This is a genomic window from Mycobacterium sp. IDUB_5 (assembly GCF_055419565.1).
Map to the genome: position 1 here is coordinate 373,759 of NZ_JBVAXX010000006.1, position 21,100 is coordinate 394,858.

The 21,100-nt window shown below is 67.6% G+C and carries 25 protein-coding genes and 1 pseudogene; 16 read left to right on the top strand and 10 right to left on the bottom strand.

The genetic code is table 11. The features are described from left to right. Positions 1 to 9 precede the first annotated feature (9 nt). Together ACZY1G_RS21780 and mntR are read right to left on the bottom strand one after the other, a co-directional pair. Positions 10 to 441 (bottom strand): type II toxin-antitoxin system Rv0910 family toxin, encoded by a 432-nt coding sequence (locus ACZY1G_RS21780; RefSeq protein ID WP_463816801.1) that lies wholly within the window; start codon positions 439 to 441, stop codon positions 10 to 12. Positions 442 to 533: 92 nt separating this feature from the next. Beyond that, complete coding sequence (gene mntR, locus ACZY1G_RS21785; RefSeq protein WP_463823585.1) at positions 534 to 1,238, bottom strand: manganese-binding transcriptional regulator MntR; 705 nt, start codon at positions 1,236 to 1,238, stop codon at positions 534 to 536. A gap of 93 nt (positions 1,239 to 1,331) precedes the next feature. On the opposite strand from mntR, the gene ACZY1G_RS21790 reads away from it, so the two are divergent. The 6 genes from ACZY1G_RS21790 to bla all read left to right on the top strand — a co-directional run bounded on the left by ACZY1G_RS21790 (position 1,332) and on the right by bla (position 8,316). Next, on the top strand, positions 1,332 to 2,306 hold the full coding sequence (locus ACZY1G_RS21790) for a bifunctional riboflavin kinase/FAD synthetase (protein WP_463816799.1): 975 nt from the start codon (positions 1,332 to 1,334) through the stop codon (positions 2,304 to 2,306). A 122-nt stretch (positions 2,307 to 2,428) separates the two neighbouring features. Continuing rightward, a complete protein-coding gene (gene rpsO / locus ACZY1G_RS21795; RefSeq protein ID WP_060999682.1) occupies positions 2,429 to 2,698 on the top strand; it encodes a 30S ribosomal protein S15 in 270 nt (89 codons plus the stop codon). Positions 2,699 to 2,716: 18 nt separating this feature from the next. Beyond that, a complete protein-coding gene (locus ACZY1G_RS21800; RefSeq protein WP_463823586.1) occupies positions 2,717 to 3,532 on the top strand; it encodes a class I SAM-dependent methyltransferase in 816 nt (271 codons plus the stop codon). A 278-nt stretch (positions 3,533 to 3,810) separates the two neighbouring features. Next, the gene (locus ACZY1G_RS21805) at positions 3,811 to 6,087 is read left to right on the top strand and encodes a polyribonucleotide nucleotidyltransferase (protein WP_463816797.1); all 2,277 of its coding nucleotides are present in this window, start codon (positions 3,811 to 3,813) and stop codon (positions 6,085 to 6,087) included. Beyond that, positions 6,065 to 7,420: a M16 family metallopeptidase gene (locus ACZY1G_RS21810; RefSeq protein ID WP_463823587.1), complete on the top strand. Its 1,356-nt coding sequence runs from the start codon at positions 6,065 to 6,067 to the stop codon at positions 7,418 to 7,420. The genes ACZY1G_RS21805 and ACZY1G_RS21810 overlap by 23 nt, the downstream gene beginning before the upstream one ends. Further along, positions 7,417 to 8,316 (top strand): class A beta-lactamase, encoded by a 900-nt coding sequence (bla, locus tag ACZY1G_RS21815; protein ID WP_463816795.1) that lies wholly within the window; start codon positions 7,417 to 7,419, stop codon positions 8,314 to 8,316. Before ACZY1G_RS21810 ends, bla begins: the two co-directional genes overlap by 4 nt. On the opposite strand, the gene ACZY1G_RS21820 is transcribed toward bla, so the two are convergent. After that, complete coding sequence (locus tag ACZY1G_RS21820; RefSeq protein WP_463816794.1) at positions 8,299 to 8,880, bottom strand: DUF4334 domain-containing protein; 582 nt, start codon at positions 8,878 to 8,880, stop codon at positions 8,299 to 8,301. The genes bla and ACZY1G_RS21820 overlap by 18 nt on opposite strands. Positions 8,881 to 8,925: 45 nt before the next feature. Here ACZY1G_RS21820 and ACZY1G_RS21825 point away from each other — a divergent pair, with 45 nt between their 5' ends. Then, on the top strand, positions 8,926 to 9,294 hold the full coding sequence (locus ACZY1G_RS21825; protein ID WP_463823588.1) for a YchJ family protein: 369 nt from the start codon (positions 8,926 to 8,928) through the stop codon (positions 9,292 to 9,294). Positions 9,295 to 9,301: 7 nt separating this feature from the next. Here the strand turns inward: ACZY1G_RS21825 and ald are convergent, their stop codons facing one another. Further along, on the bottom strand, positions 9,302 to 10,417 hold the full coding sequence (gene ald / locus ACZY1G_RS21830; protein WP_463816792.1) for an alanine dehydrogenase: 1,116 nt from the start codon (positions 10,415 to 10,417) through the stop codon (positions 9,302 to 9,304). Between the two features lie 94 nt (positions 10,418 to 10,511). Between ald and aldR the strand changes: the two genes are divergently transcribed. Beyond that, a complete protein-coding gene (aldR, locus tag ACZY1G_RS21835; protein ID WP_463816791.1) occupies positions 10,512 to 11,024 on the top strand; it encodes an HTH-type transcriptional regulator AldR in 513 nt (170 codons plus the stop codon). 2 nt (positions 11,025 to 11,026) lie between these two features. On the opposite strand, the gene ACZY1G_RS21840 is transcribed toward aldR, so the two are convergent. The 3 genes and pseudogenes from ACZY1G_RS21840 to ACZY1G_RS21850 all read right to left on the bottom strand — a co-directional run. Continuing rightward, positions 11,027 to 11,377 (bottom strand): hypothetical protein, encoded by a 351-nt coding sequence (locus tag ACZY1G_RS21840; protein WP_463816790.1) that lies wholly within the window; start codon positions 11,375 to 11,377, stop codon positions 11,027 to 11,029. 22 nt (positions 11,378 to 11,399) lie between these two features. Next, complete coding sequence (locus ACZY1G_RS21845; RefSeq protein ID WP_463823589.1) at positions 11,400 to 12,083, bottom strand: HNH endonuclease signature motif containing protein; 684 nt, start codon at positions 12,081 to 12,083, stop codon at positions 11,400 to 11,402. Then, positions 12,074 to 12,769 (bottom strand): annotated as a pseudogene (locus ACZY1G_RS21850) (DUF222 domain-containing protein); the annotation flags it as partial. The gene ACZY1G_RS21845 and the pseudogene ACZY1G_RS21850, both read right to left, overlap by 10 nt. Positions 12,770 to 12,835: 66 nt before the next feature. Here ACZY1G_RS21850 and dapB point away from each other — a divergent pair. The 4 genes from dapB to ACZY1G_RS21870 all read left to right on the top strand — a co-directional run bounded on the left by dapB (position 12,836) and on the right by ACZY1G_RS21870 (position 14,995). Beyond that, positions 12,836 to 13,573, top strand: coding sequence for a 4-hydroxy-tetrahydrodipicolinate reductase (dapB, locus tag ACZY1G_RS21855; protein ID WP_463823590.1), 738 nt, complete (start codon positions 12,836 to 12,838; stop codon positions 13,571 to 13,573). Continuing rightward, a complete protein-coding gene (locus tag ACZY1G_RS21860) occupies positions 13,570 to 14,037 on the top strand; it encodes a hypothetical protein (RefSeq protein WP_463816787.1) in 468 nt (155 codons plus the stop codon). The genes dapB and ACZY1G_RS21860 overlap by 4 nt, the downstream gene beginning before the upstream one ends. 61 nt (positions 14,038 to 14,098) lie before the next feature. Next, positions 14,099 to 14,500: a flavodoxin family protein gene (locus ACZY1G_RS21865; protein ID WP_463817179.1), complete on the top strand. Its 402-nt coding sequence runs from the start codon at positions 14,099 to 14,101 to the stop codon at positions 14,498 to 14,500. A gap of 36 nt (positions 14,501 to 14,536) precedes the next feature. Then, positions 14,537 to 14,995, top strand: coding sequence for a hypothetical protein (locus ACZY1G_RS21870; protein ID WP_463816786.1), 459 nt, complete (start codon positions 14,537 to 14,539; stop codon positions 14,993 to 14,995). A 10-nt stretch (positions 14,996 to 15,005) separates the two neighbouring features. Here ACZY1G_RS21870 and ACZY1G_RS21875 read toward each other — a convergent pair whose 3' ends face one another. Both ACZY1G_RS21875 and ACZY1G_RS21880 read right to left on the bottom strand, forming a co-directional pair. After that, positions 15,006 to 15,926, bottom strand: coding sequence for an HpcH/HpaI aldolase/citrate lyase family protein (locus ACZY1G_RS21875; RefSeq protein WP_463816785.1), 921 nt, complete (start codon positions 15,924 to 15,926; stop codon positions 15,006 to 15,008). A 5-nt stretch (positions 15,927 to 15,931) separates the two neighbouring features. Continuing rightward, complete coding sequence (locus ACZY1G_RS21880) at positions 15,932 to 16,669, bottom strand: dienelactone hydrolase family protein (protein ID WP_463816784.1); 738 nt, start codon at positions 16,667 to 16,669, stop codon at positions 15,932 to 15,934. 43 nt (positions 16,670 to 16,712) lie between these two features. On the opposite strand from ACZY1G_RS21880, the gene ACZY1G_RS21885 reads away from it, so the two are divergent. The 3 genes from ACZY1G_RS21885 to ACZY1G_RS21895 are packed head-to-tail and all read left to right on the top strand — an operon-like array spanning position 16,713 to position 19,194. After that, positions 16,713 to 17,513 (top strand): thymidylate synthase, encoded by an 801-nt coding sequence (locus ACZY1G_RS21885; protein WP_463823591.1) that lies wholly within the window; start codon positions 16,713 to 16,715, stop codon positions 17,511 to 17,513. Further along, the gene (locus tag ACZY1G_RS21890; protein WP_463816782.1) at positions 17,513 to 17,992 is read left to right on the top strand and encodes a dihydrofolate reductase; all 480 of its coding nucleotides are present in this window, start codon (positions 17,513 to 17,515) and stop codon (positions 17,990 to 17,992) included. The genes ACZY1G_RS21885 and ACZY1G_RS21890 overlap by 1 nt, the downstream gene beginning before the upstream one ends. Beyond that, complete coding sequence (locus ACZY1G_RS21895; RefSeq protein ID WP_463823592.1) at positions 17,989 to 19,194, top strand: winged helix-turn-helix domain-containing protein; 1,206 nt, start codon at positions 17,989 to 17,991, stop codon at positions 19,192 to 19,194. The genes ACZY1G_RS21890 and ACZY1G_RS21895 overlap by 4 nt, the downstream gene beginning before the upstream one ends. A 24-nt stretch (positions 19,195 to 19,218) precedes the next feature. Here ACZY1G_RS21895 and ACZY1G_RS21900 read toward each other — a convergent pair whose 3' ends face one another. Continuing rightward, complete coding sequence (locus ACZY1G_RS21900) at positions 19,219 to 19,824, bottom strand: deaminase (protein ID WP_463816780.1); 606 nt, start codon at positions 19,822 to 19,824, stop codon at positions 19,219 to 19,221. 251 nt (positions 19,825 to 20,075) lie between these two features. Here ACZY1G_RS21900 and ACZY1G_RS21905 point away from each other — a divergent pair, with 251 nt between their 5' ends. Continuing rightward, positions 20,076 to 21,083 (top strand): GGDEF domain-containing protein, encoded by a 1,008-nt coding sequence (locus tag ACZY1G_RS21905; protein WP_463816779.1) that lies wholly within the window; start codon positions 20,076 to 20,078, stop codon positions 21,081 to 21,083. The last annotated feature ends 17 nt before the right edge of the window (positions 21,084 to 21,100 follow it).

Below are 21,100 nucleotides of genomic sequence, written 5' to 3' on the forward strand. Positions count from 1 at the left end.
AGGGCCTTCTCACGCGTAGAGCTTCTCGAACTTCTTGATCGATGCGTCCAGGTCGCCCTTGACCGCACGAGAAGCCGCGGCGCCGATCGGTCCGAACAGGGGCGCACCCCCGAGATCCATCCGGACGGTGAACGCGCACCCGTCCTTGGTGTCGGCGACGTTCATCGACAGCTTGTACCGGGTCCCGCCCACGCCCTCGCCGCTGATCGACAGCGTCTTCGGCGGATCGAACTCGCGGATCGTCCACGTCACCCGGTTACGCATGCCCTTGGCGCCTGCGACCCCCACGATCGTCGTGCCGACGGCCAGCTCGTCGGGCAGATCCGAGCGCCAGCCCTGATGCAGGACCATCCAGTCCCCGAGTGTGGACAGATCGGACACGTGCTCCCACGCGTCCTCGGCCGACATCGGCAAGGACCGGGACAGTTCGAGTTTGGCCATCTGGTGTGCGCTCCTCAGCAACGTCTATGTACGTGCAACGTCTATGTACGTGCAACGACTATGTACGTGCAACGACTATGTACGTGCAACGACTATGCGACGACCCAGATCGCGTCCGCGGCCGGGCTTCCCAGGTCGACGGTCGTCTCTTCGGGTCCGTCGCCATCGTGAGCATTGTGCACGGCGACCGAGATCATTCCGGCGAAATCGCGACGCGCCACCACCCGGACGCGCGAATCCAGGCTGATACCCACGGAGTCGAAGTAGCGCAGCATCTCTGGGTCAGCGTCGGAAATCCGCGCGACCGTGCCGGCCTCCCCGTTCTGGCACGCCGAGAGCTGACGGGCCGGCGGGGTCGGCACCCGGCCGTCCGCGGCGGGTATCGGGTCGCCGTGCGGGTCACGGGTCGGGTAGCCGAGTTTGGCGTCGATGCGGTCGAGCATCCGGTCGGACACCGCGTGTTCGAGCACCTCGGCCTCGTCGTGCACCTCGTCCCAGCCGTAGCCCAGTTCTCGCACCAGGAACGTCTCCATCAACCGGTGGCGGCGCACCATGGCCAGGGCCGCGCGCCGCCCCGCATCGGTGAGGGTCACCGCGCCGTACTTTTCGTGATCGACCAGGCCCTGATCGGCGAGCTTGCGGATCGATTCCGAGGCGGTGCTCGCCGAGACGCCGATGCGTTCGGCGAGCAGCTTGGTGCTGACCTTGTCCTCGGACCACTCCTGGGCTGTCCAGATGGTCTTCAGATAGTCCTGGGCCACCGTGGTCAGCTCCGGTGGTTTGGCGTCAGGACTCATAAGTCCAAGAGTTTAGGCAAACGACACGTGATCCGGTGACGTCGCTTCGCCACTGTTCGAGCTCGCGTTGCCGGTACGTCGTAGGCTTGCGGCGTGCAGCGCTGGCGGGGTCAAGACGACATCCCCACCGATTGGGGCCGATGCGTCGTCACTATCGGGGTGTTCGACGGCGTCCACCGTGGTCACCAGGAGTTGATCAACGGCGCGGTGAAAGCCGGCCGCGCCCGCGGAGTGCCCACGGTGCTGATGACCTTCGACCCGCACCCGATGGAGGTCGTGTTCCCGGGTAGTCATCCCGCCCAGCTCACCACGCTGACCCGGCGTGCCGAGCTCGTCGAGGAGATGGGTATCGACGTGTTCCTCGTCGTGCCGTTCACCGCCGATTTCATGAAGCTCACGCCCGAGCGCTACATCCACGAACTGCTGGTCGAGCGGCTGCACGTGGTCGAGGTCGTGGTGGGGGAGAACTTCACGTTCGGCAAGAAGGCCGCAGGCAACGTCGACCTGCTGCGCAAAGCCGGTGAGCGTTTCGGGTTCGCGGTGGACTCGCTGAGCCTGGTCGCCGAACATCACCGCGACGAGACCGTCACCTTCTCCTCCACCTACATCCGGTCCTGCGTGGACGCCGGCGACATGGTGGCCGCCGCTGAAGCGCTGGGCCGCCCGCACCGCGTCGAAGGCGTGGTGGTTCGCGGCGACGGGCGGGGCCGGGGACTCGGCTTCCCGACCGCCAACGTCGCCCCGCCGATGTATTCGGCCATCCCCGCCGACGGCGTCTACGCCGCCTGGTTCACGGTTCTGGGCCACGGACCGGTCGTGGGCTCGGTGGCACCGGGGGAGCGCTACCAGGCGGCGGTGTCGGTGGGCACCAACCCGACGTTCTCCGGGCGCACCCGCACCGTCGAGGCCTATGTGCTCGACACCAGCGCGGATCTCTACGGCCAGCACGTCGCCGTCGATTTCGTCGCGCGGCTGCGGGGGCAGGAGAAATTCGATTCGGTGGACGATCTGATCACCGCGATGAACGCCGACACCGACCGCGCCCGCACGATCCTGTCCGCCCGCTGAGCGGATTCGCGGCCGGTTCACCCGCGCTGCTAGACTCCTCGCCGACCTGGCGCGCGCTGCAGTTCGCGGTGGCCGCGCCGTTTTAAATTCTCACTCGCGGACCGAATCGATGGAGTTGTTTCGTGGCGCTCACTGCCGAACAGAAGAAAGAAATCCTGGGCCAGTACGGCCTGCACGACACCGACACGGGGTCGCCGGAAGCCCAGGTTGCTCTGCTGACCAAGCGGATCTCGGATCTCACCGAACACCTCAAGCAGCACAAGCACGATCACCACTCGCGCCGCGGCCTGCTGCTGCTGGTCGGCCGGCGCCGCCGGCTGCTCAAGTACGTCGCCCAGGTCGACGTCGCGCGCTACCGCTCGCTGATCGAGCGTCTCGGCCTGCGCCGCTGACGCGCTAACGTCACACGGGTGGCGACACCCGATTACGTCCTTGGCAGCGACGACGCCGAGATAGAACGCCTGCAGGGTCAGGCCGCGATCATCGCCGAACCGACCGACGTGCTGTTCCGGCGCGGCGGGCTCGAGGCCGGCATGCGTGTGCTCGATCTGGGCAGCGGTCCAGGGGATGTCTCGTTTCTCGTCGCCGGCATCGTCGGCGACGGCGGATCGGTGCTCGGTCTGGAACAGGATCCCGCGCAGCTCGCTGTCGCCGAGGCACGCCGTGATCGGCTCGGCCTGGGCAACGTGGCGTTCGCCCAGGGCGACGCCCGCACCTTCGTCAGCGACGCGCCGTTCGATGCGGTGGTCTGCCGGTTGCTGCTGATGCACCTGCCCGACGCCGTCGACGTGCTGGCCCACCATCAGCGGAACCTGCGGCCCGGTGGGGTGTTCGTCGCCGTCGACTACGACATGACCGGCTCCCGCGCGCTGCCCGAGGTCGACCTCTTCACCCGTGTGGGTGCCTGGATACAGGCGGGATTCGTTCATGCCAGGGCCGACGCCACCGTCGGCATGCGGTTTCCCGTCCTGTTCGACCAGGCCGGATATGCCGATGTCGGCACGCTGGGCCTGCAGGTGTACTTCCCGCCGCAGGCCCGTGAGGCGGCCGGTTATGTCGTCGGCGTGGTGCGGGCCCTCGAAGACGCCATCGTCGCCTCCGGCGTCGTGACAGCCGAGGAGTTGGATGTCGCGACGCTGGACGAGCGTCTCGCCACGGCGATCGCGGACCGTGGCGCGGTCTGGACCATGCCGACGATCGTCGGGGGTTGGGGCCGACGCGCCTGACCGCCCTTTTTCTCCGGACCCGTGCCGCAGAGTACGATGGCCTGGTTCGGCTCCAGGTTTCATCGAGTCGGGCGATGGGTGCGGTCGTCGCAGACCCGCGAGTGCCGTTCCCGCACGTCGCTTCGCCGACCCGCTCGATCGCGCGGTCTTCGGTAGTGGCTGCCGGATACGAATGCCGGCAGCTTCGATCGATGGCCGTAGCCGCATCGAAAGCGGTGGTTGACGCGCTGTGACGACGCGAAACAGTGAATTGACCCAGAGAGGCCTTACGGACGTCCATGTCTGTAGTTGAAATTGAAGACGGCGTGTTCGAATCCACCGCCGTGATCGACAACGGGAGCTTCGGCACCCGCACCATCCGTTTCGAGACCGGCCGGCTGGCTCAGCAGGCCGCCGGCGCCGTCGTCGCCTACCTCGACGACGAGACCATGCTGCTGAGTGCCACCACCGCCAGCAAGGCGCCCAAGGAGCACTTCGACTTCTTCCCGCTCACCATCGATGTCGAGGAGCGGATGTACGCCGCGGGCCGCATCCCCGGCTCGTTCTTCCGCCGCGAGGGCCGTCCCTCGACCGATGCGATCCTGACCTGCCGCCTGATCGACCGGCCGCTGCGCCCGTCGTTCGTCAGCGGCCTGCGCAACGAGATCCAGGTCGTCGTCACCGTGCTGAGCCTCGATCCCAAGGACCTGTACGACGTCCTCGCGATCAACGCCGCCTCGGCGTCGACGCAGATCTCCGGCCTGCCGTTCTCCGGCCCGGTCGGCGGCGTGCGCGTCGCTCTGATCGACGGCCAGTGGGTGGCGTTCCCGACCGTGGAGCAGCTCGAGCGTGCCGTGTTCGACATGGTGGTCGCCGGCCGCAAGGTCGAAGGCGATGTCGCGATCATGATGGTCGAGGCCGAAGCGACCGAGAACGTCATCGACCTCGTCGCCGGTGGCGCGGGCGCACCGACCGAGACGGTCGTGGCCGAGGGCCTCGAGGCGGCCAAGCCGTTCATCGCGGCGCTGTGCGACGCCCAGGCCGAACTGGCCTCGTCGGCCGGCAAGGAGACCGCCGAGTACCCGCTGTTCCCCGAGTACGGCGACGACGTGTACTACTCGGTCGCCTCGGTGGCCACCGACGCGCTCTCCGAGGCGCTGACCATCGCGGGCAAGAACGAGCGCAACGACCGCACCGACGAGATCAAGGTCGAGGTCCTGCAGCGGCTGGCCGAACAGTACGCCGGGCGTGAGAAAGAGATCGGCGCCGCGTTCCGCTCGCTGACCAAAAAGCTTGTGCGCCAGCGCATCCTGACCGATCACTTCCGCATCGACGGCCGCGGTGTCACCGACATTCGCGCGCTCTCGGCCGAGGTCGCCGTGATCCCGCGCGCCCACGGCAGCGCCCTGTTCGAGCGTGGCGAGACCCAGATCATGGGTGTCACCACCCTGGACATGGTCAAGATGGCCCAGCAGATCGACTCGCTGGGACCGGAGACCTCCAAGCGCTACATGCACCACTACAACTTCCCGCCGTTCTCGACCGGTGAGACCGGCCGGGTCGGCTCGCCCAAGCGGCGCGAGATCGGCCACGGCGCGCTGGCCGAGCGCGCCCTGGTCCCGGTGCTGCCGAGCGTCGAGGAGTTCCCGTATGCGATCCGCCAGGTGTCGGAGGCGTTGGGCTCCAACGGATCCACCTCGATGGGCTCGGTGTGTGCCTCGACCCTGTCGCTGCTCAACGCTGGTGTGCCGCTGAAAGCTCCGGTCGCGGGCATCGCGATGGGCCTGGTGTCCGACGACGTCGAGGTGGACGGCAAGACCGAGCGTCGCTTCGTCACGCTGACCGACATCCTGGGCGCCGAGGATGCCTTCGGCGACATGGACTTCAAGTGTGCCGGCACCAAGGACTTCGTCACCGCGCTGCAGCTGGACACCAAGCTCGACGGCATCCCGTCGCAGGTGCTGGCCGGTGCGCTCGCGCAGGCCAAGGACGCCCGCATTACGATCCTCGAGGTGATGGCCGAGGCCATCGACGCCCCCGACGAGATGAGCCCGTACGCGCCGCGCATCACGACGATCAAGGTGCCCGTCGACAAGATCGGCGAGGTCATCGGGCCCAAGGGCAAGATGATCAATTCGATCACCGAGCAGACCGGAGCCTCGATCTCGATCGAGGACGACGGCACCGTGTTCGTCGGCGCGTCCAACGGCGAGGCGGCTCAAGCGGCGATCGACTTGATCAACGCCATCGCCAACCCGCAGCTGCCCAAGATCGGCGAGCGGTTCCTCGGAACCGTCGTCAAGACCACCGACTTCGGCGCCTTCGTGTCGCTGCTGCCGGGTCGTGACGGGCTGGTCCACATCAGCAAGCTGGGCCGCGGCAAGCGGATCAACAAGGTCGAGGACGTCGTCAAGGTCGGCGACAAGCTGCGCGTGGAGATCGCCGACATCGACAACCGCGGCAAGATCTCGCTGGTCCTGGTGGCCGAGGAGACCCCCGCAGCCGCCGAGCAGACCGCCGAAGCCGCCGGTACGGAAGCGCCCGCACCCGCTGATGCCGCGACCGCCAGCAGCTAGCGCGGCAGCACTGCGCCGAGTGCGCGGGGGCGGCGACGCGGCCGAGAAGTCGACCGCGATCCGCCGCACGGATCTGCCCGGTGGCCTGCGTGTGGTCACCGAGCACATTCCGCACGTGCACTCGGCGTCGGTCGGGGTGTGGGTCAACGTCGGATCGCGCGACGAGGGCCGCACTGTGGCCGGTGCTGCGCACTTCCTCGAACACCTCCTGTTCAAGGCGACCCCGACCCGCACCGCCGTGCAGATCGCGCAGGCCGTCGACGCCGTCGGCGGTGAACTCAACGCGTTCACCTCGCGCGAGCACACCTGCTACTACGCCCACGTGCTCGACACCGACCTCGCGCTGGCCGTCGATCTGGTGGCCGACGTCGTGCTGCGGGGGCAGTGCTTCGCCGCCGACGTGGAGGTCGAACGCGACGTCGTGCTCGAAGAGATCGCGATGCGTGACGACGACCCCGAGGACACCCTCGGGGATGTGTTCCTGTCGGCCATGTTCGGTGATCATCCGGTGGGACGACCCGTGATCGGCAGCGTGGAATCGATCTCGACGATGACGCGCGCGCAGCTGCACTCCTTCCATCAACGCCGCTACACCCCTGATCGCATGGTGGTGGCGGTGGCCGGCAACATCGACCACCGCGAGGTCGTCGCGCTGGTGCGTGAGCATTTCGGTGACCGGCTGGTGCGCGGCCGCACCCCGATTGCGCCCCGCAAGGGCGCGGGACGGGTCAGCGGCAGGCCGACGCTGCAGGTGGTCAAGCGCGACGCCGAACAGACCCACCTGTCCCTGGGGGTGCGCACGCCGGGTCGGCACTGGGATCAGCGCTGGGCGTTGTCGGTGCTCAACACCGCGCTCGGCGGCGGGCTCAGTTCCCGTCTGTTCCAACAGATCCGGGAGACTCGCGGCTTGGCGTACTCGGTGTATTCGACGGTGGACACGTTCGCCGACAGTGGTGCGCTGTCGATCTACGCGGGCTGTCTGCCCGAGCGGTTCGACGAAGTGGTGCGCGTGACCACCGACGTGCTGGCCGAGGTCGCACGCGACGGTCTCACCGCCGACGAGTGCCGGATCGCGAAGGGTTCGCTGCGAGGCGGTCTGGTTCTGGGACTGGAAGATTCGGGTTCTCGGATGAATCGGCTGGGTCGCAGCGAGCTGAACTACGGTCAGCACCGCACCATCGCCGAGACCCTGGCCCGCATCGACGAGGTCACCCTGGACGACGTGAATGCTGTTGCGCGAGAACTCCTCACCCGTCCGTTCGGGGCGGCCGTGTTGGGTCCGGTGCGGGGGCGCCGGTCGTTGCCGCGGCCGTTGCAGACGATCGCCGGATGAGCTTCTCGCGGCGCGGACTGCTGATCGGCGGGTTGTCGCTGGCCGGTCTGGCTGCGTGCTCGCGCTCGACGGTGTCCGCGGACCCCGCCGAGCCACTGCCACCGATCGGAGATCGGCTCGCCGCGCTGGCAATTCGGCACAACGCCCGTATCGGGGTGTACGCCGCCGACCTCGCGTCGGATCGCAGTGTGGCGGTCGGCGCCGACGACACGTTCGCGATGTGCTCGACGTTCAAGGCCTACGCGTCGGCGGCGGTGCTGCAGCGCGCCCAGCATGGCCGGTTGGCGCTGACCGATGCGATCGCTGTGCAGCGCGGCGACCTTCGTCCCCATTCGCCGGTGACCGAGCCGCGGGTGGGGTCGACGATGACGCTGGCGGAACTGTGTCAGGCGGCGCTGCAGCAGAGTGACAACGCCGCAGGCAATCTGCTGCTGCGCACCCTGGGTGGGCCGCCGGCGATCACCGAATTCGCCCGCAGCGTCGGCGACGATCGCACGCGGTTGGACCGGTGGGAGACCGAGCTCAACACCGCAGTGCCAGGCGATCCGCGCGATACGAGTACGCCGAGGGCGTTGGGTGTGGGTTTCCGGACGGTGCTGACCGGTGAGGTTCTCGACACGGTGCACCGCCAGATGCTCGAGGACTGGATGCGCGCCAACCAGACGTCGAGCATGCGCTCGGGATTGCCGGGTGGATGGGCGACTGCGGACAAGACCGGCAGCGGGGGATACGGCACCACGAACGACGTCGGTATTGCCTACGGCCCGCAGGGCCAGCGATGGCTGGTGTCGATCCTGACCTGCTCGACGACCGATGATCCCGACGCTGACAGCATGCGGCCGCTGATCGGTGAGATCGCTGCCGCGGTGGCGCCTGAACTATCCCAGCCGTCGTGAATTGTCGCGGTGCAGCACGAAGAAGTACGGCTTCCGAATACCCCGAAGATCCATCGCACCGAGCACGGTCTGCTCGCCGAGGCGACGGAACACGTCGTTGATGGGCAGCTGGTCGTAGATCATCGTCGCGGTGTCCACGCCGCGGTAGCGGGTCGTGCGTAGCCGGGCCTTGGGCCCGCGGGCCGCGAGGACGGGCCGCAGCGCGGCGATGACACCGGAGAGGTTGCGCTGCTTGAGCGCCGGAATCTTGGTGGCGATGCCGAGGCCGGCGAACGCGGGCAGCGGGTTCAGCGGCCACAGCCCTGAGCTGTCGCGGGTGGGGAACAGCAGCGGGTGCACTGTCTCGCTGTCGGTGTATTGCTTGCCCCACCAGCCGCTGGCCTCGAGCATGCCGTCGAGAGGGTGGCCGGTGGGGACCTCGGCGCCGTGCCAGGTGCCGAGCATGACCTCGGTCTCGACGGCGGGCAGGGAGTCGAACAGCGCTAACGCGTCGGCCGTGGTGGTCGGGGCGCCCGGGAGAACATCGGTCAGCAAGTCGGTGGGCAGCTGGGTAGGCACAGACATGCCCATAGTCTACTTGACACCTGTCAAATGGGGCAGACTGCAGGCATGTCGGATGCTCTGTGCCGGTGTGGCCGCGGTGTGGCTGCAGAGCAGTGCTGTCTGCCTCTGCTGCGAGGGGAGCAGCAGGCGCGGACAGCCGAGGAGTTGATGCGCTCGCGCTACACCGCGTTCGCCGTCGGCGATACCGACTACCTGTGGCGTACGTGGCACCCGCGGACCCGTCCCGAGCAGGTGTCGATCGACCCTGGGGTGCAATGGACCGGGCTCGACGTCCTCCACGTCGACGAGAGCACCGTCGAGTTCCGGGCGACGTTCACCGACCCGGAAAGCCAACGAACCGGGACGCTGCATGAGCGGTCCCGGTTCGCTGTGAGAGCCCGTCGCTGGTTCTACGTCGACGGACAGATGTTTTGAAGCGGCGTCAGGCCAGCAGGCCGGCCGGATCGGTGAACGGCAGACCGAGGTCGTTGGCGACCTGCTCGGAGAGCAGCGCCCCGTCGTGCGTCGAGAGACCCTTGGCTAGGGCGGCGTCGGCCCGGCACGCGTCGCGCCAGCCCTTACCCGCGAGCTTGAGGACGTACGGCATGGTCGCGTTGGTCAGGGCATAGGTCGAGGTGCGCGGCACCGCGCCGGGCATGTTGGCCACGCAGTAGAACACCGTGTCGTGCACGGCGAAGGTGGGATCGTCGTGCGTGGTGGGTCGCGAGTCCTCGAAGCAGCCGCCCTGATCGATCGCGATATCGACCAGCACCGCGCCCGACTTCATCGCTGCGACAGTCGCATTCGTGACGAGCTTGGGGGCCTTCGCGCCCGGGATCAGTACCGCGCCGATCACCAGATCGGCCTCGGTGACCGCGGCCTCGAGATCCAGGCTGGACGAGTAGCGGGTCTCGATGGCGCCGCCGTATTCGGCGTCGATCTTGCGCAGGGTGTTGATGTTCAGGTCGAACACCGTCACGTGGGCGCCCATGCCCCAGGCCACGGCTGCGGCGTTGTCACCGGCCATGCCGCCGCCGATCACGACGACCTTGGCCGGAGCCACACCGGGAACGCCGCCCATCAGAACGCCGCGCCCGCCCTGGGTGCGCATCAAGTGGTAGGCGCCGACCTGTGCCGAGAGCCGGCCCGCGACCTCGCTCATCGGAGCCAAAAGCGGCAGCGCCCCGTCGGCGGTCTGCACGGTCTCGTACGCGATGGAGGTGGTGCCGGATGCGATGAGCGCGTCGGTGCACGGCTTGGAGGCGGCCAGGTGCAGGTAGGTGAACAGTGTCTGGCCGGCCCGCATCTTCGCGTACTCCGGTTCGATGGGTTCCTTCACCTTGAGGAGCAGGTCCGCTTCGCCCCACACCGTGTCGGCGTCGGCGACGATCTGCGCGCCGGCGGCCTTGAAGTCGCCGTCGGTGATCGCCGATCCCTCCCCGGCTCCCGCCTGCACGAGCACGTCGTGCCCGCGCTGGGTCAGCTCTGCCACGCCGGCGGGCGTGATCGCGACCCGGTACTCGTTGTTCTTGATCTCGGTCGGCACACCGACACGCATTTTCGACTCCTGAACTCGGGGAAAGTTCTCTCAAGTGTGAAGAAAGCTCGGTATCAGCACAAGATTTATGATGAAGATTCGGTATGGTTCCGCTATGGATGAAGAATCATCGGGCACGCCTGCGTCACCGCAGGCCTCATCGAAGGATGTTCGGCCGATCATCGACGACGTCGACCGACGCATCCTGACCGCCCTGCACTCCGACGCCCGGCTGCCCAACAGCGCACTGGCCGACCTCGTCGGCATCGCGCCGTCCACGTGTCACGGGCGGGTGCGCCGGTTGTCCGAACTCGGCGTCATCCGCGGCTTCTACGCCGACATCGACCCCGCCGCGATCGGGTTGACGCTGCAGGCGATGATCTCGGTGAGTCTGCAAGCGAATGCGCGCGGCAAGATCCGCAATTTCATTGGTCAGATCCGGCGCAAGCCCCAGGTGATGGATGTGTACTTCCTCGCCGGCGCCGACGACTTCCTCCTGCACGTCGCTGCCCGCGACACCGACGACTTGCGAAAGTTCGTGGTGGAGAACCTCAATGCCGACGCGGACGTGGCGGGCACGCAGACGTCGCTGATCTTCGAGCACCTGCGCGGCGCCTCGCCGCTGTGATGTCAAGCGGGAGTGAGGGTTACGTTGTGCAGAGAAATCGCCACGTCGGTCGGCAGGATGTCGACGAACGTCGGGGCGTCGCGGAGCGCGTCTCCGGTTCCGATGATGTTGCCGCCGATGCACGGGAAGTCGCGACAGCGGAACCAGAACCCCGGCGGACTCTGGTAGGGCTGCATGCTGGGCGATTGGTCGACCCGGTAGCGGCCCGGCGGGATGAATGCCGTCGACCAGCCGTCGCGCGGTTGGGTGGTCACGCCGAAGACACCGTTGCTGCCGTAGCTCGGAACGGCGCCCGCGGGCGCGGCCAGAACGAACCCCGCGGCGACGATGCCGGCGGTGATGGCGACCTTCATGCGGTCGACAGTAACCCCGCCGCTACGGTCCGTGGTCGTCTTCGGGCAGGAGGTGGCGTTGGGGGTGGTGGTAGCCATTGACTGGCCGCGCACTGCGGCGCCCGCCGGTGTCGAGGTCGGGTGGGGGGAGCCATTCGACTTGGCCTCGCTGGTTGATGCGGGTGGTCCAGCCGGTCTGCTCGACCATCCGATTGTCAGGCCCACACGCCAAGGTCAGGTTGGTCGCATCGGTGGCGCCGCCGGTCTTCCAGTCGTCGATGTGGTGCACCTGGGACCAGTAGCCGGGCACCGTACAACCGGGTCTCGTGCAGCCGCGGGCCGAGGAGTGCAGCACGATCCGCTGCGCCGGGCTCGCCAATCTCTTGGTACGCCCCAGATACAGCGGCTGGTTGGTGTGCTGATCGAACACTGATAGGTAGTGGTGCGCGTGGGAGGCCATCCGGATCAGATCGGCCATCGGCAACAGCGACCCGCCGCCGGTGACCGCCACCCCCGCACCCTTCTCCAGTTCTTGCAGCGTGGTCGAGACGATGACGGTGACCGGTAACCCGTTGTGCGAACCGAGGTCTCCGGACGACAGTGCCATCCGTCCGACCGCGAGCCACGCATCGTGGTTGCGCTGCGCCGCGCTCCTGGGGTCAATGCGGGCTTGCTCCTCATCGGGTTCGCCCTCGACGCAGGGCTTTTCGTCGTCGGGGTTGCACATGCCCGGTGCGGCGAGTTTGACCTGGATCGCCTCGTAGTGCGCCCGGACTCCGGGGTGATCCAGCCGGTGAGCCGGCTCATCCCGTCAGGCTGCTGGGCACCCAGCTGAATGCCCCGTTGGCGGGCGCGGTCGGCGTCGGTGGGTTCGGGATCGTCGGCGTCGATCATCGCCGCCAACCGATCCGCGGCTTTCTTCAAATCCTCCGGCGTCAACCCTGCGCCGAGCGACGCGAGCTGCCGGTCGGCGGCGGCGTGGGTGTCCACATCGACCCACACCGGCAACCCATCATGGAATCTCGCGATGACTGCGACATGATCAGCATCCAGAGCGCCCGCGGCCTGCGCGGCCGCGGTGGCCTCCCACCGAGGCGCCAACGCCTCCCCAGTCAACGCCTGCCGCGGACCCAACGCCGCGGCCTCAGCCAGGCGGCGTTTGGCGTCGCGTTCGGAGACCCGCAGCGCGGTGGTCAGCACCTTCTTCCACGACGCCTCACCCAACCGCCGCGGCTCCGTCTCGGCCACCAACCGAGCCAGGATGTGATGCTCCAACACAGGCACGGTGCGGACCAACGTCGTCACCTCAGCCATCAAGGCCACCAGCTCGCGATGCGACAACGCGTCGCAGGCGTCCTGCAGGATCGCCACCTGGCCCCGCATCACCCCTATCGCGTCGGCAACCACATCCATGACTCGAACACTAGTTCGACTCGCCGCCAAAAACTGGGTCGCCCGCCGACACGTTAGGCTCGGCGCATGCGAGTCGGAGTGCTGGGCGCGAAGGGCAAGGTCGGCGCCGCGATGGTGGCAGGCGTCGAGGCCGCTGACGATCTCACGTTCACCGTCGGTGTCGACGCGGGAGACTCACTCTCGTCGCTCACCGACACCGACACCGAGGTCGTCATCGACTTCACCCACCCCAGCGTCGTCATGGACAACCTGAAGTTCCTCATCGACAACGGGATTCACGCCGTTGTCGGCACCACCGGGTTCACCGACGAGCGCCTGGACCAGGTGCGCGCCTGGCTCGACGAGAAGCCCGGCGCGTCAGTCCTGATCGCCCCGAACTTCGCGATCGGCGCCGTGTTGTCGATGCACTTCGCCCAGCAGGCTGCGAAGTACTTCGAGTCCGTCGAGGTGATCGAACTGCACCATCCCCATAAGGCCGACGCGCCGTCAGGCACGGCGGCCCGCACCGCCAAGCTCATCGCCGAAGCGCGAAAAGGCATGCCGCCCAACCCCGATGCCACCAGCACCGGCCTCGACGGCGCCCGCGGTGCCGACGTCGAGGGCATCCCGGTGCACTCCATCCGGCTCGCCGGACTGGTCGCCCACCAGGAAGTTCTCTTCGGCACCCAGGGGGAGACCCTCACCATCCGGCACGACAGCATCGACCGCACCTCGTTCGTCCCCGGCGTCCTGCTCGCCGTTCGGAAGATCCGCGACCATCCCGGCCTGAGCGTCGGCCTGGAACCGCTGCTCGACCTGGCATGAACGCCGGCAAGCGCGCGCTGCGCACCCAGCTGCTCATCGGCTTCATGAGCGTGGCGCTCGTGGTGTACTTCGTGCTGCTCGGCCGGGCCGCGATCATCCTGATCAGGTCCGGTGAAGCAGCCCCCATCGGACTGGGCGTCGCCATCCTGATCCTGCCCGTCGTCGGCGCCTGGGCGCTTATCGCCACTCTGCGCGCGGGTCTCGCGCATCAACGGTTGGCTCGGCTCGCCCGCGAACAGGGCATGGAACTCGACATCAGCGACCTGCCCCGTAGGCAGTCGGGTCGCATCCAACGCGACGCCGCCGACGCGTTGTTCGCCACTGTCCGAGACGAAGTCGAAGCGCAGCCCGACGACTGGCGCCGCTGGTACCGGTTGGCCCGCGCCTACGACTACGCCGGGGACCGCAGTCGCGCCCGCGAAACGATGAAGAAGGCGATGCAGATGGAAGAGGCGGCACGGTGAGCAAGCGGTGAGCAAGACGCTGCTCATCGTGCATCACGTGCCGTCGCCGCACTGCCAGGAGATGTTCGAGGCGGTGCTGGCCGGCGCGACCGACCCGGCCATCGAGGGCGTCGACGTCATCCGACGGCCGGCACTGACAGTGTCGCCGGCCGAGATGCTCGAGGCCGACGGGTATCTCCTCGGCAGCCCCGCGAATCTCGGCTACATCTCCGGTGCGCTCAAGCACGCCTTCGACCAGAGCTACTACCCCCTACTGGACTCAGGTCGGGGGCGGCCGTTCGGGTTCTGGCTGCACGGCAACGAAGGCACCGAGGGGGCCGAGCGAGCGGTGGATGCGATCACCGCTGGATTGGGATGGGTCAAGGCCGCGGAATTCGTCGTCGTCTCAGGCAAACCCACCAAGGACGACCTCGAGGCGTGCTGGAATCTCGGCGCGACACTTGCTGCTTCGCTGATGGATTGACCGTCGGTATGCTGCGCCCGATGGAGAGGAGCACCTATGCCTGGTCTCGCCGAAATCGCGCTCGCCGGCGCCCCGATCGCCGGTGGTGCTCTGCTCGGTGTCGCCGCCGGCAACCTGCGCCCGCCGGACGTGCGCGCGTTGATCGCCAAGGACATGGACCTTCTCGATCGGATCCCCGCCGAGCAGGTGGAGCGGCGAGCGGAACTCCAGCGTGTCATCGACATACGTATCGATGATCTGATCGCCGCCGTCGACAAGAACCGCGAACTCCGTCAGCTCGCCGCGTCCTACGAAGGCAACTGGCGCGACATCGTCGTCTTCATCTGCGCGGTGCTCTTCACGATCGTGTGGTGGAACGTCGACCACTCACGGACGAACTGGGTGCTCATGTTCGTGGTGATGATCGTGCTGTCGATCCTCGCAGGCGTCTACGCCGCCCGCGGCATCCTGCGCGGGCTGGCGACATTCCTCAACAAGCGCCGCAGATCTCAGTAGTAGGACGCCGTCAGTAGTGGTAGGTGTCCGACGGAGCCGGGATGTGCACGGGATCGTCGACGTCGTCGAAATCCGAGGGCTCGATTCCGTAGGCGCGCGCCAGATCGAGGATCTTGTTCGCCCGCGCGATCCTCGGAAGGTCTGAGCCGTTGCGGATCTCACCGCCGTCGCGTTCGAACTCGAGGAGGAATTCCTTGGCCCAGCTGATCTCCTCGAGTGACGGGGACAACCCCTCGTTGACCGTGGGGCACTGGTCCGGGGTCAGGCAGATCTTGCCGGTCATGCCGAACTCCGCCGACACTGCTGTCGCCTCGCTGAGTCGGAGGGCAGAAGAACCGACTGTGGGCCCGTCGATGGCGCCCGGAAGGTGGGCGGCCTTGGCAGCGATCGTGAAGCGCGACCGGGCGTAGGCCAACGTGGTCGGGTTGTCGCCGAAACCAGTGTCGCGCCGGAAGTCTCCGATACCGAACGCCAACCGGAAAGTGCCCTTGGCCGAAGCGATCTCGGTGATGCGTTCCAGTCCCCGAGCCGTTTCGACGAGCGCAACGACCGGCACGTTCGGCAGTCGCTTGGCGGTCTCGGTGACGTGATCGACCGACTCGACCATTGCCAGCATCACGCCGCCGACCGAGGTGCCTGCGAGCATGTCGAGGTCACCGGCCCACCATTCGGTGCCGAAGCCGTTCACCCGCACCCAGTCGGAATGTCCGTCGGCCAGCCAGCGCGTCACGTTGTCGCGAGCCCTGACCTTGTCCTTCGGAGCGACGGCGTCTTCGATGTCGAGCACCACGATGTCGGCCCGCGATTCCTCGGCGGGTGCGAACCGCTCGTACTGCGCGCCGTTGACGAGCAGCCAGCTGCGCGCGAGCACCGGATCTATCCGGGTGCCGTGTTCGCCGAACACCGATTCACTGAAGGTCTGGTCATACACGCCGATCACCCTAGGTGAGCGCCGTAAAACGACCGCATCGCCTCCCAGTGCCGGCGTGCGGCCGGCTCGTCGTAGGGGCCGTTGTCGGGGACGGCGAAGCCGTGAAAGGCGTCGTAGAACTCGACGGTGTGCTCGATCCCAGCGGCGGTGAGCGCCTTGTCCAGGGCTTCACCGTCGTCGACCGTGAACGACCGGTCGTTCTTGGCGGCGCCGACATAGATCGCGGCCCGCATCCGTTCGGCGAGCCGGTGCGGGCTGTTCGGCTCGTCGGTGACCAGGCCGCCACCGTGGAAGGACATCGCCGCAGCCACCCGCTCGGGCACCAGGCCTGCCACGGTCAGCGAGGTCCGCCCACCCATGCAGTAACCCGTCGTCCCGAATGCATCGCCGCGCACCTCTGGACGGGCGGCCAGGTAATCGAAGAACGCGGTGGCGTCAGACGCCATGACCTCCGGCGTGACCTTGCCCATCATCGCGAAGAGTCGGGTGCGTTCCGCCTCGTCGTCGAACACGGTGGCCATCGAGAACGGCGCCCACTCGCCGTCGCGGTAGTACACGTCGGGCACCAGGACCGCGTAGCCGTGCCCGGCCAGCTTGTCCGCCATCGCCCGGAACGTCGCCCGGGTGCCGCCGGCATCGGGGTACATGATGATGCCCGGCCACGGCCCGTCCCCGTCGGGCGTGTGCAGGCTGACCGGGCAGGAGCCATCAGCGGTGGTGACAGTGTCGGTGATCCTCGGCATGGGTTCCGTTGTACTCCCGACCGCGGCCCGTAAGCTATGGGCCGTGCCGATCCCCACGCCGTACGAGGACCTCCTGCGTCTGGTGCTCGAGCAGGGAACCGCGAAATCCGATCGCACCGGCACCGGCACCCGCAGCGTGTTCGGTCATCAGCTGCGGTACGACCTGGGCGCCGGCTTCCCTTTGATCACCACCAAGAAGGTGCACACCAAGTCGATCGTCTACGAGTTGCTGTGGTTCCTGCGCGGCGATTCCAACGTGAGCTGGCTGCAGGACCACGGTGTCACCATCTGGGACGAATGGGCCTCGCCGACAGGGGATCTCGGTCCCGTCTACGGCGTTCAGTGGCGATCGTGGCCCACTCCGTCCGGTGATCACATCGACCAGATCAGCGCGGCGCTGGACCTGCTTCGCACAGATCCGGACAGCCGTCGCAACATCGTCTCGGCATGGAACGTCGGGGAGATCCCGCAGATGGCGCTGCCGCCGTGCCACGCGTTCTTCCAGTTCTACGTCGCCGACGGCAGGCTCAGCTGCCAGCTGTATCAGCGCAGCGCGGACCTGTTCCTCGGCGTGCCGTTCAACATCGCCAGCTATGCGCTTCTGACCCACATGATGGCCGCTCAGGCAGGCTTGGACGTCGGCGACTTCATCTGGACCGGCGGCGACTGCCACATCTACGACAACCACGTCGACCAGGTCACCGAGCAGCTGTCTCGCGAGCCGCGTCCGTACCCCGAACTCATTCTGGCGCATCGTGATTCGATCTTCGACTACACCTATGAGGATGTGGTCGTCAAGAACTACGATCCGCATCCGGCGATCAAGGCGCCGGTGGCTGTCTAGTGGGCCTGAGCCTGATCTGGGCGCAATCGAGCTCCGGGGTGATCGGCCGGGACAACGGCATCCCTTGGCAGCTACCCGAAGACATGGCCCGCTTCAAAGACCTCACCATGGGCCACACCGTGATCATGGGCCGCCGGACGTGGGAATCCCTGCCGGAGAGGTTCCGGCCGTTGCCGGGGCGCAGAAATGTCGTACTCACCCGGCATGCTGACTACGTGGCTGACGGGGCAGAGACGGTGACGGAGCTCGACGGGATTGCGCTCGAGGACGCATGGGTGATCGGCGGGTCGGAGGTCTACGGGTTGACGCTTCCGCGGGCGACGCGGTGTGAGGTCACCGAGATCGACATCGATCTGCGGCGGGAGGACGAGGACGCGCTCGCGCCGGTGCTCGACGAACGCTGGGTGGGCACGGTGGGCAGCTGGCAGGACAGTTCGTCGGGCCTGCGCTACCGGTTCGCCACCTACCTGCGGGCATGATCACCGCTGCGCAGGCGCGCAGGGTGGCCGTCGCGGCGCAGGGGTTCGGCGAGGCCAAGCCGGCCGGTCCGGTCACCCGCGCCCACCTCAAGCGGCTGATCGCCCGGATCCAGGTGCTGCAGCTGGACTCGGTCTCGGTGGCGGTGCGGGCCCATTACGCGCCGGTGTTCAGCCGCCTCGGCCCCTACGACCGTGACCTGGTGGACCGCGCGGCGTGGAGTCATTCGGCCCGCTTGCCGCGGTTGCTCGTCGAGTACTGGGCTCACGAGGCCGCACTGATGGCCGTCGACGACTGGCCGTTGATGCGCTGGCGGATGGCCGAGTACGAGCACGGCCGCTGGGGTGTGGAGATCGTCAAGCGCAACGCCAGGCTCGCCGAGGACGTCGTCGCCGCGATCACCGAGCTCGGGCCGGCCACCGCCGGGCAGATCGAGGCCCATCTGGAATCCGAGCCGCGGGGACGCAAAGGCCCGTGGTGGGACCGCAGCGACACGAAGTGGGTCGCCGAAGCGCTGTGGGCCTCCGGTGTGCTGACCACCGCAACGCGGATCGGATTCGCCCGGCACTACGACCTGACCGAGCGGGTCCTTCCGCCCGACGTCGTGGCCCGGCAGGTGAGTGAGCCGGAAGCGGTGCGCGAGCTCGCGCTGCGCGCAGCCACCGCGCTGGGCATCGCGACCGAGGCCGATATCCGTGACTACTTCCGGCTCAGCGCCCGGCAGGTCAAACCGGCCATCGCGGCGCTGGTGGCCGACGGGGAACTGGAGCCCGTCGAGGTCGAGGGGTGGGCGGCGCCGACGTATCTGCGCGCCGGTCAGATCGTGCCGCGACGCGACCGCGGCACGGCGTTGCTCTGCCCGTTCGACCCGCTGATCTTTTTCCGCCCCCGCGTCGAGCGGCTGTTCGGCTTCCACTACCGCATCGAGATCTACACCCCGGCTCCCAAACGCCAGTTCGGCTACTACGTGTGGCCGTTCCTGCTCGACGGACGGCTGGTCGGACGTGTCGACCTCAAGGCCGATCGGGCCGCCGGCGCCCTGCAGGTCGTCGGCGCCTTCACCGAGGAGGGCCACGACCAGGCGCATGTGGCCGGCGAGCTCGCCGTAGAGCTGCAGCAGATGGCGGGTTGGCTCGGCCTCTCCGATGTCGCAGTCGGCGAGCGCGGCGATTTGGTCCCGCACCTGCGCACCGCCTTGCTGTAGTCGACGGCGTCGGACCGGCCCCGGCTAGTTCAGCGGAATGTCGTTGCCGCTCTTGGTGTCCTGATATTGCGTCGACAGTGAGTCGTAGCGGGCGCGGATACTGTCCCGCCGGGCCAGCAGCGTCGAGCGAAGCGGCTCGGCTTCGGCCTCGATCAGGTCGACGATCGCGTACGCCGTCCAGAACGCATTGGTGCGGCGGTACCCGCCCGGGTCCAGGCCGAACACCTCTTTGAGGATCGTCAGATCGTGGGGGATCGCGAAACTGTCGCGGGAATCCTCGTGGCTGTAGAAGTAGTAGTAGTTGTCGAAGCCCGCCCACGTGATCGCCGACATGCACAGCGTGCACGGTTCGTGCGTGGTGAGGAAGATCAGGTCTTTCGTCGACGGCCGGTCGGTGCGCTCGTAGAACTGGCGCAGGGTGTTGATCTCGCCGTGCCACAACGGGTTGGCCGTCTCGTCGTTGGTGCCCGCGATCACCACGGACAGGTCCGATTTCCGCAGGAGCGCAGCGCCGAAGACCTTGTTGCCGCCGGAAACTCCGCGTTCGGTCAACGGGAGGATGTCGGTGTCGATGACGTCGAGCAGGCGTGAGGCGATGGTGGTGGCCGTGCCCTCGGGCGTGAAAGACATGGAAAACCCTAACGTCGCTGCGGCGGGTTCGCTCGCCGCGGCGAGCGCCTCGGTGCACCGGTCAGCATTTGATGCGCACGACCCGGCTGGGAGCAGGCAGAATACATCTGTAGCACGACTAGCGAACCTGACGGGACCCATGCATGCCTGGGTGGTGGCACCAAGTTGGCCGATTCGACGCGTTCAGCGCGTACTTGCGCGGTCATGGCCTTGAAAAGCGCTGGCGGATAGCTGTTTTCGCATTCACTTGCATGCTGGGCGTGTTGCCGCTGATTCTTCTCACCAGCCCCGTCGGCCCGTCGACGCCGGTCGCGAGGGCCGCGTCGATCGCCGCCGGCGTCAGCGCGATCGTCGTCTCCACGGTGTGGCTGCCCGGCTGGCCCAGCCGCACGCGGTCCTTGATCTACAACATGGTGTGTTGTGCCTGCATCGCCGTGGGTTCGGTGTCGATGTCGTACGCATACGCGGGTCTCATGGGATGTGTGATGTTCGCCGTGCTCGGCGGATTCCTCGCGTACTTCCACCGGCTGGCCGATGTGCTGGGCAACAGCGCCGTCGCGGCCGTCTGCGTCGTGATCACCGCGACCCGGCTCGTGCTCGACAGCGGCGACGTCGCGGTGACCATCGCCGCGACGGTCACCGTGGTGGCACTCAACGTCGGCGTGCCGTTCGGCATCTATTCGCTGGTCCACTCCCTGCACGCCGACCTGGCGGAGTCCGGCCGCGACTCGCTCACAGGTCTGCTGAACCGGCGCTCGTTCTACCAGGCTCTCCGAGAGCTGATCGCGGGGGATCGCGGCGGCATACAGAGCGGCACAGCGGTGAACGTCACGATGATCGACCTCGACGACTTCAAAGGCCTCAACGACTCCCGCGGCCACGCGGCGGGAGATCGAGCACTCGCCGAGGTGGGCGACGTGCTCAGGCGAATCTGCGGTGAGGAGGCCGTCCTCTGCCGTCTCGGCGGGGAGGAATTCGTCGTCGCCGACACGGCCGCGCCGTCGGGGCACGCGGAGACCACGAACGCGGTCCGCAGGAGCATCGCAGCGCTGCCGTTCGACATCACCGCGAGCCTCGGCACCTGCACGGCGCTGCTCGACGACCACGTCGACGATCACGGCGCCACCGACCCAGAGTTCCTCGACCGGATGATCGCCACCGCCGATGCCGCCATGTATCAGGCCAAACGGGCCGGGGGTGATCGCGTCGAGCACCGGGAGCTCACCGCGCCGGGGCGCGGACAGGACCCGCGAAGCTGAGGACGGTGGCCCGACGC